At 36.6% G+C, this 3,903-nt stretch carries 5 protein-coding genes; 2 read left to right on the forward strand and 3 right to left on the reverse strand.

The features are described 5' to 3' along the window. Nucleotides 1-106 precede the first annotated feature (106 nt). Nucleotides 107-529 carry a Fur family transcriptional regulator gene (locus tag V7068_RS21935; protein WP_499714543.1) on the forward strand — a complete coding sequence of 141 codons (423 nt, stop codon included), beginning with the start codon at nt 107-109 and terminating at the stop codon, nt 527-529. Between the two features lie 67 nt (nt 530-596). On the opposite strand, the gene V7068_RS21940 is transcribed toward V7068_RS21935, so the two are convergent. Continuing rightward, entirely contained in the window at nt 597-1,169 is a 573-nt protein-coding gene (locus tag V7068_RS21940; RefSeq protein WP_499714544.1) for a 5' nucleotidase, NT5C type, read from the reverse strand. 318 nt (nt 1,170-1,487) lie between these two features. On the opposite strand from V7068_RS21940, the gene V7068_RS21945 reads away from it, so the two are divergent. Next, a complete protein-coding gene (locus tag V7068_RS21945; protein ID WP_499714545.1) occupies nt 1,488-1,943 on the forward strand; it encodes a hypothetical protein in 456 nt (151 codons plus the stop codon). An 88-nt stretch (nt 1,944-2,031) separates the two neighbouring features. Here the strand turns inward: V7068_RS21945 and ispG are convergent, their stop codons facing one another. Both ispG and yqfZ read right to left on the reverse strand, forming a co-directional pair. After that, on the reverse strand, nt 2,032-3,165 hold the full coding sequence (gene ispG, locus V7068_RS21950) for a flavodoxin-dependent (E)-4-hydroxy-3-methylbut-2-enyl-diphosphate synthase (protein WP_403031070.1): 1,134 nt from the start codon (nt 3,163-3,165) through the stop codon (nt 2,032-2,034). Nucleotides 3,166-3,305: 140 nt separating this feature from the next. Beyond that, the gene (gene yqfZ / locus V7068_RS21955; protein ID WP_499714546.1) at nt 3,306-3,635 is read right to left on the reverse strand and encodes a protein YqfZ; all 330 of its coding nucleotides are present in this window, start codon (nt 3,633-3,635) and stop codon (nt 3,306-3,308) included. Nucleotides 3,636-3,903: the final 268 nt, after the last annotated feature.

Consider the following 3,903-nt stretch of genomic DNA (forward strand, 5'->3'; position numbering starts at 1 on the left):
GAGCTAGATCTTGCTCCTGGTGGAACGATTGTAATGCTAGCTGTACTCATTCTTGTTTTAGCAATTATTATTGATAAGTGGAAAAATAGGTAAATGAGGTGTTTTTTTGAATGTAACAACAGCGATTCAATTACTAAAGGATAAAGGATATAAACAAACGGGAAAAAGAGAAGATATGCTTCAGCTTTTTTCGTCTAGTAATAAATATTTAACGGCAAAAGATGTATTAGAGAATATGAAGTCGAGCTATCCAGGATTAAGCTTCGATACAATTTACCGCAATCTTTCTTTATTTGTACAATTAGGTATTTTTGAAATGACAGAACTTGAAGGAGAGAAACGTTTCCGATTTACTTGTAGTCACTCTGAACATCATCATCATTTTATTTGTTTAGATTGTGGAAAGACAAAAGAAATTGCAGCGTGTCCGATGGAAAGTCTAGAAGATAATTTACAGGATTATGATGTGTCTGGTCATAAGTTTGAAATTTATGGCCGTTGTCCTGATTGTTGTATACAGTCAAAGTAAAAAGCGTGAAGACCATTTAGGTTTTCACGCTTTTTTTATTAGCTATGTCGAGAACTCATATGACAATTTATATTTGCTCCTGCAACCATTTACGAACCCAAGTTTGTGCTTCGTGCCAGGATTGAACGCGAATGACACTGTTTGGAACAGGATCTTGATTATAGGGTGTATTAAAGAGTAAGACAGGGATATTACATTCTTCGGCGATTGCAACTGCATTATCATGTTTATCCTCTAGAAATAGGTCGACCGCTAATTTTTTGGCTGTGGCTACTTTGTTGTGCGATCCAATTAATTCTAGATGATCATAGCTCAGTTGATGTTTGGCAAACCACTTTTCTGTGACATCAAGAAGATGCGGAGTACGTGCGCTAATATAATATAAATCAGCCGAAGTTGTCCATGCATTTAATACTTCTTTTGCCCCATCAGCAGGTAAAGATTCTTTATAAAAGATTGGTTCATTTGTTAAGAACCAGTGGTTAAAATCTTCTTTTGATACGTTCACATATGGATAAAAATCATATTGGGTAATGTCTTCATATGTTAAATTTAATTGAAAAGCGTCATTTAAAAATGGAACAAAGGTGTCTGGTCGTGTGACGGTTCCATCTATATCTATTCCAAATCGTTTCTTCATCGTTGATGTGCCCTCTCCTTATTTTTCATACATATAGTGTAACATAAATTGGTGAAAGCGTTCTTTTGGTAAATGGAAACAATATTGTTTAACAAATCCATTATAAAAAGGGCACGGTAATGATTCAGGGCTAAAAAGCATTGCAGTTCTTACGAGCCGCGGTTTAGATTAGGATGGGGTTTTCGTATAGTTTCATTTATACAATCTGTTAAGACAGATGTAGTTTATCCCAATAGATGAAAGATTTTTAACGTAGTTTTTCATTTGTCTTACACACACTATAAATGCTCCTACTTAACGAAAGTGAGGAATGCATGTATGGAAGAGAATCGTTACACAAGTGTTGACGATGAAGTGCGTTTGACTCCAAAGCCAATGGATTCCACTTCGACCTCGACTTCGACTTCACAGGTTCATCAAACAGTCGGTGACGATCGAAGTAAAGGTGAATATGGTGAGGCAGTAAAAAATCATTATCTAGAAGAAACATCCGCTGAGGTTGCGGCACCAATAAGTAATCGTGGACAAGCAACGAATTCAGAAAGATATGATGATCCTGCATATGGTATTGGTTTCGGTGGTACATTAGTTGGGACCCTTGCGTTAATTGCATCCATCCTTTCCTTATTTATGATGCCAATTTTACTTGGTATTGTCGGCATTGTTGCTGGGTTTATTGCCCGTAGTAAAGGAGCAAAAAGTCTTGGAGCATGGGCAATCGGGATCGGTGCTGTCTCAATTATTGTTGGCATCTTTATCTTGCCGTTTTTTTAACAAGACGAAAAAAGCTTGGATTCGACGACGAATCCAAGCTTTTCTTAGGAAAATAGTATAAAATTTGTCTAGCTTAATTACTTTATTTTTATTTCAACGCTTCAGCTTTTTGTTTAGCATAATATTCCTCGGCAATTAAGTCGATTTCTTTCTTCAATTCTTCTACCATTGTTTCTTCAGGCACTTTACGAACAATTTGCCCTTTTCTAAATAAAAGTCCTTCTCCTCGGGCTCCAGCGATGCCGATATCAGCTTCTCGAGCTTCACCAGGTCCATTTACCGCACAGCCGAGAACAGACACTTTAATCGGTGCCTTAATCGTTTGGATATACTCTTCTACTTCGTTTGCAATAGAAATTAAGTCGATTTCAATACGACCGCATGTTGGACAAGAAATCAGTGTAGCCATATTAGAGGCAAGACCAAATGACTTTAATAATTCTCGTGCTACTTTCACTTCTTCAACAGGGTCAGCACTCAAAGAAATTCGTAATGTATTACCGATACCTTTGCTTAGAATAGCTCCTAAACCAGCAGCGCTTTTTATTGTACCAGAGAATAAAGTTCCTGATTCTGTAATACCGAGATGTAATGGATAGTCAAAGGCTTGTGCTGCTTTTTCGTATGCTTCAATGGCTAAGTTAACATCAGATGCTTTCATGGAAACGATGATATCATGAAAATCTAAGTCTTCTAAAATTTTAATATGATGCAAAGCACTCTCTACCATACCGTCGGCTGTTGGGTATCCGTATTTTTCGATAATGCGTTTTTCTAATGAACCAGCATTTACACCAATTCGAATTGGTACACCCTTTTCTTTTGCTGCTTTTACAACCGCTTCGACTTTCTCGCGACGCCCGATATTTCCTGGGTTAATCCGAATCTTATCGGCTCCCCCTTCAATCGCTTTTAAAGCAAGTCGATAATCAAAGTGAATATCAACAACAAGCGGAATGTTGATGCGTTTTTTTATTTCTGGAATGGCATCGGCTGCTCGTTCATCTGGACATGCGACGCGGACAATTTGGCAGCCCGCCTCTTCAAGGCGCAGAATTTCAGCTACAGTCGCTTCGACATCATGGGTTTTTGTCGTTGTCATACTTTGAATAATTACTTCATTATTACCGCCAATGGTTAAATTACCAACCTTAATAGGGCGGGTTTTAGTACGATGTATAATTTCACTCAAGTGAGATTCGCTCCTTTTGGAAGAAATCATGTTTGATTTTCCCTATTGTTCACAAAAATATTGTATCAATGTTAGGCACTAGTTGACAAGGAAATGGATGTATTATCTTTTTTAATAGACTGTGTTAAACATCGAGAAAATTCTATCTTATCCTTGTTTTATATCGCTGTCTATTTATAGCTCGGAATTTTATAGGTTTTTCCTATTTGCATTTGTTCAGGTTTTAGCCCTTCATTTAGCTCTTGAAAATCACTCACAATCGATTCAATCGGCTGTTTTAGTGTCCCTTCTTCCTGCTCAATAATTGACAATAAGGTGTCACCCGGCTTCATGGTTTTTTTTACATATTGTAGTTTATGTTTATTCGCTGTTTGATGAACAGGCTGTGAAGGTTCTTTTGCAGGAGAAGAAGATGACTTTGGTAAAGTTCCTGTTGTGACATCAAAGTAAACGATAAACACAATAAAGCATACGCATAGAAAACCGATTAGCCGTTTCATTTGTAACCCCCATTACTTGTCTTTACTTTATATATATTTAGGAGCCCTTTTTTTATGCCTAAAATTAAGCACTATTCTTTTGTTTCTATGATTAGATGAATCCATTGTGAATGGAGTGGAGTAAAGCTGCTATGTTCCTTCTTTTTAAAAACTACTTCAATTATTTAATATAGTAGATTTAATGGTCTAGATGCTTCTAATAGAGGGGTTTATGTAAAAATATTACTTTTATAAAGGTTATAGTCCTTTAAATTTGTTGGTATATAGG

The sequence above is a fragment of the Bacillus sp. JJ634 genome (assembly GCF_036962285.1).
Lineage (GTDB): Bacteria > Bacillota > Bacilli > Bacillales > DSM-1321 > Peribacillus > Peribacillus asahii_A.